Source organism: Sulfurimonas sp., from assembly GCF_016744025.1.
Classification (GTDB): Bacteria; Campylobacterota; Campylobacteria; order Campylobacterales; family Sulfurimonadaceae; genus Sulfurimonas.
Window position 1 is genome coordinate 1 of sequence record NZ_JADGFC010000164.1, and the last position, 4,510, is coordinate 4,510.

3 protein-coding genes and 1 pseudogene are annotated in these 4,510 nt (G+C 28.1%); 1 reads left to right on the forward strand and 3 read right to left on the reverse strand.

Features of this window, described 5'->3' with window-relative positions; all coding sequences use genetic code 11:
- Positions 1–169 precede the first annotated feature (169 nt).
- Positions 170–430, forward strand: a pseudogene (locus tag QZZ48_RS15865) (transposase); the annotation flags it as partial.
- Here QZZ48_RS15865 and QZZ48_RS14255 read toward each other — a convergent pair.
- The 3 genes from QZZ48_RS14255 to QZZ48_RS14265 all read right to left on the reverse strand — a co-directional run.
- The gene (locus QZZ48_RS14255) at positions 370–2,667 is read right to left on the reverse strand and encodes an EAL domain-containing protein (protein ID WP_294966924.1); all 2,298 of its coding nucleotides are present in this window, start codon (positions 2,665–2,667) and stop codon (positions 370–372) included. The pseudogene QZZ48_RS15865 and the gene QZZ48_RS14255 overlap by 61 nt on opposite strands.
- Before the next feature lie 2 nt (positions 2,668–2,669).
- Complete coding sequence (locus QZZ48_RS14260) at positions 2,670–3,629, reverse strand: ABC transporter substrate binding protein (protein WP_294966925.1); 960 nt, start codon at positions 3,627–3,629, stop codon at positions 2,670–2,672.
- Positions 3,630–3,711: 82 nt separating this feature from the next.
- A partial coding sequence (locus QZZ48_RS14265) for an ABC transporter substrate binding protein (RefSeq protein WP_294966926.1) occupies positions 3,712–4,510 on the reverse strand: 799 nt, incomplete at its 5' end.

A 4,510-nucleotide genomic window follows, 5' to 3' on the forward strand; every position in this document is an offset into this window, starting at 1 on the left:
AGACCCTAGGAGACAAAAACTGTTACCACTGGTATCGTAAAGAGGTGAAATAAGAAAACTTGTTTTACTGGTCTTGAAAAAGGGAACCATTATATTCAATGATATATGGGGTAAAAAATATCCTAATATTACTGCTTCTTGGACTAACCATTGAGCTGAACTATCCACTTTTTTTAAATATCCAGATTCTGTAAGAAAGATGATTTATACAACGAACCCAATAGAATCCCTAAATGCAAGCATTAAAAGAAAGACTAAATCTAAAGGCTCTTTTCCAACTGTTGAGTCAGCTTTTAAGATGATGTATCTCGCTACACAGGAGCAACAAGAAAAATGGAAGGCTAATAGTATCAGAAGTTGGTATGAGATTTATACAGAATGCTGTTTCAAAAATATTTCTAAATCTTCTTTCCTCATAGGTTTTGCATAGTAATAACCTTGTATCTTGTGACAACCATTTTTTACTAAAAAGTCTTTTTGCTCTATCGTTTCAACACCTTCAGCAATTAAGTCCATCTTTAAACTTTTTGCTAAGGCAATAACAGATTGAGCGATAGCAATATCTTCTTCATTATCTGGTAAACCATCAATAAATGATTTATCTATTTTTAATTTGTCAATAGGAAGTTTTTTGAGATAAGCCAAAGATGAGTATCCAGTACCAAAGTCATCAATAGAAATTTTAAAGCCTAAGGCACTTATCTTTTCAAGTTTTTTAATAGATGCAGTTGGATCTTCCATTATTCCACTCTCAGTAACCTCAAGTTCAATGTCATCAGCCAAACACTCATATTTTGAAGTCATATCAGTAAGTACATCTATAAAGTCAGCACTTTTAAGCTGTTTTGTTGATAAGTTAAGAGATAGTCTTCCTAATTTTAAGCCCTCTTTTTTCCATATGCAAAACTGATTCATAGCTTGCTTCATAACTAGTCTATCTAGAGCGACAATTAGTCCAGTATTTTCTGCAAGTATTATAAAGTCATTTGGAAAAACAAGTCCTCTTTCCTTATCTTGCCATCTTACAAGTGCTTCAAGCCCAGTAATTTCATTTGTTATGCCATTAAATTGGGGCTGATAAAAAACAACAAACTCATCATGTTTAATCGCTTCTTTTAACTTGTTCTCCATAATTACCCTTTGTAAAACTTCCCTTGTCATTTCTTTATCATAAAATTTAAAAGTATTTCTACCATCATCTTTTGCTTTAAACATTGCAGAATCAGCAAACTTCATTAGATTATCAACACTATCTCCATCATTTGGAAAAATTGAAATACCAACACTAACAGTTACAGATATTTTATTTGTATTAAAATATATAGGTTTGCTAAGACAAGACATGATTTTCTTTACTATATTTTCTATCTCTTTATTACTTGTAATCCCATCAAGGAAGATTAAAAATTCATCTCCTCCATGTCTGCTAAGAATATCATTTTCTCTCATAACTAGACTTATACGTTGAGATATGTTTATAAGTACTTTATCTCCAAAATTATGACCAAAAGAGTCATTGATTTCTTTAAACATATCTAAATCAATAAAAAGCACAGCCGCTTTATATTTTTGATTACGTTTAACATTTGAAATTTTGATATGAGCATTTTCTTTAAAATAGTTTCTACTATATAAGTTTGTTAAAGAATCATGAGTTGCTTTATATCTTAGTTTATTTTTTGATATTGTATCTTTACGCCAAATATAAACATAGATTATTTGCATAAATATTATAAGAAGTATAGTTAGTGTAAAAGTTAAAAAGTTAAAGTCACTAAACTTTAATCTTTTAGATATGTAAAGATGACTTCTCTCAAAATCATCAACTTTTTTAAAATATTCTAATTTTTTAAAGTTTAAAGTATCTTCAGATAATGTTTGATTTTTAATATCCTCATAAGCGTTAAGTTCAACTACTTGTATATTATAATGAGCATATTTTTCTTGTAGTTCTAAAAGAATATTATTAAGATTAATATTAATAATATAAAAACCATTAGTATTTTTAAATCTATATTCATCAGTATCTTCTTTAATATGACCATTGTAAGTAGCTTTTATAAAGAAATGAAAATAATCGCCAAACTTACTTTTTACCATATCTTTTATTGCTACTTCATCACTTAGGGAAGCTTTAACAAAGGCTTCTTTAAATGTTTCATCATTGTACATATCATAACCATAAAATCGCGTATATTTATAAGAAGACGGTTCTATAAAAATCAAAGGAGCATATCTTGGAGCGACTGTAGTTGACTCAACTAAGTTTGCAGAGCTATCATAATTTTTAAATTTAAATCCATAAAAACCTGAGTCTTGCATATCTTGTGAAAAAGAAATCTTTTCACTATTATTTACTATGGTAGCAAAACCTAATCCATCTATGTAGTCATAGTATGAAAGTAAATCTTTTCCAAGTGTTGAAAAAGAAGAAGAGTCTATCTCTGGTGAAGACTTATAGTAACTACTAATAGATGTTATAACACCTTTTATCGTTGCTATTTTATTTGAGAATTGTTTATCAATAGCATCTACTTGAACATTAAACTTAGTCTCCAAATCTTGTTCTTGGTATTTATATTGAAAATATCCAACCACAAAAAGCATTAAAGTGTTAAATAAAAAGATAAATATTTTAGTTTTTAGGGAAAAAATAGATCTTTGCAAAATTAATTCCTTTCATATTTTTTTGATTTTATTAGTAATGACCTAGGTACTTTAATATTTGCCAAATTTAATAGTTCCATATTTAGGTAATGAGCCCATCTTTTATTTGTTGCTATTAAAACATTTTTAATAGAATAGCCATCAAGGATTGCCTTTGCAGTATTCGCTGCCCATATACCTTGTTCCTCTGGTACAGAAACTAAACTTACCATAGAGTAAGGAATCATGCCTTGATATGTACATAAAGAGAGTACCTTACTATTTTTAAATATGAAATCATATATATCTTTATCATTCCAGTTTTTTATGCTTGCATAGTTCCCTAGAACAATAAAATCATATTTTTTTTGAGCTTCTAGGTAAGCCATTTTCCAGTTCTTTACTGTAGTGGCTGAATATGTATCTAATATTATATTATTTCTTTTTGCATAATCTTTTAGATAAAGCAAATCTTTTGAATCTGATAAAGTTTTTTCTCCTAAAAAAAGAACTTTGTTTCCTGTTGTAATATTTAAAGCTATCTCAAACATAGCTTTAATAGACTTAATTTCGATTATGCCTTTAACATTCTTATATGGGAAGTCATACTCTTCTACTGTCCAGTTAACTCCACAAAAAACAAAGGGTATTTTAGAATCTTTATAATATGGTTTTATAAGATATTTTGCAGCATTATCATCAGAAGTAATAACTACATCTGGATTTAGACTATCTATGAGTTTTTTAGCTTCTAGTGCCCTGTTTTTTAGAAACTCTTTATCTCTATTTCTTTTTGAATCCATGCCGAACTCTACAATCTTACAAGTATCTTTTAATATTTTCTTAATCTCTTTTGAAATTCCATCTGACCAATAATATCCAACATGATAAGAGTTAATATATACACAAGTTTTTAAGTCTTTTGAAAAAAGGGATAATGGAAGTAAAAGTAATAGTGAGAAAATTATTTTTTTAGAATACATTTACAAATCCTAATTTTGATATATAAACATTATAACAAGATTAATTCATAAAAAATATTAATATGTATATCTAAGTAAAAAACTAAAAGTTTTCTTCATATTTTTTTGATTTTATTAATAAAGGTCTAGGTGCCTTAATATTTGAAGCATTTAATAATTCTAAATTCAAATAGTAGTTCCATTGCTTATTTGTTGTTATCGATATATGCTCTATTGGGTAGCCATTAAGGATGGCTTTTGCTGTATTTGCTGCCCAGATGCCTTGCTCTGCAGAAATGGGAATTAAACCTACAGTAGAGTACGGCATCATCCAATCAGTTGTACAGAAAGAGGGTATTTTGCTATTTTTAAATATAAAACTTTTCATTTTAGTGTATTCCCAGTCTATTATTATGGAGCGGTTTCCTAATATAATAAAATCATAATTTTTCTGGGCTTTTTTATAAGCTATTTTCCAATCTTTGATATTTGTAGTTAAATAACTATCTAATATAATACTGTGTTTCTTGGCATACTCTTTTAAAAAAGTTAAGTCTTTTTTATCTGTAAAAGTATTTTCTCCCAAAAATATAGCTCTTTTTCCTCTTGAAAGGTTTAGTGCTATTTTAAAGATAGATTTAACAGGTTTTATTTCTATCATACCTGTCATGTTTTTATATGGAAAACCATACTCTTTTATTGTCCAGTTGACTCCGCAAAATACAAAAGGTATTTTAGAGTCTTTATAATATGGTTTAACAAGATATTTTTCAGCATTATCATCAGAAGTAATAACTACATCCGGATTTAGACTATCTATGAGTTTTTTAGCTTCTAGTGCCCTGTTTTTTAGAAACTCTTTATCTCTATTTCTTTTTGAATCCATGCCGAACTCTACAATC